Below are 236 nucleotides of genomic sequence, written 5' to 3'. Positions count from 1 at the left end.
GACGTGCCGCGTGCAGCCCAGCAGTACCGCTCGGAGCTCGTGCGCAACGCCCGTGTCGTTTGGGGCATTGACGCACCGGTTTCGACGTTCGCCGCTCAGGTCCATCAGGAGAGCGCCTGGCGCCCCGGTGCCGTCTCTGCCGTGGGTGCCCAAGGCATGGCCCAGTTCATGCCGGCGACCTCCAGCTGGATCGCTGGGCTTTACCCCGCACTGGCACAGAACGCCCCTTTCAATCC

General features: G+C 67.4%; 1 protein-coding gene. It reads left to right on the top strand.

The window, feature by feature from the left end:
• A partial coding sequence (locus ACM0OW_RS25925; protein WP_414553599.1) for a transglycosylase SLT domain-containing protein occupies positions 1-236 on the top strand: 236 nt, incomplete at both ends.

It is taken from the genome of Anabaena sp. CCY 0017, assembly GCF_963920885.1.
GTDB lineage: Bacteria > Cyanobacteriota > Cyanobacteriia > Cyanobacteriales > Nostocaceae > Nodularia.
The sequence above is the reverse complement of the archived record's forward strand: the minus strand, read 5'-3'. Positions and strand labels throughout refer to the sequence as shown.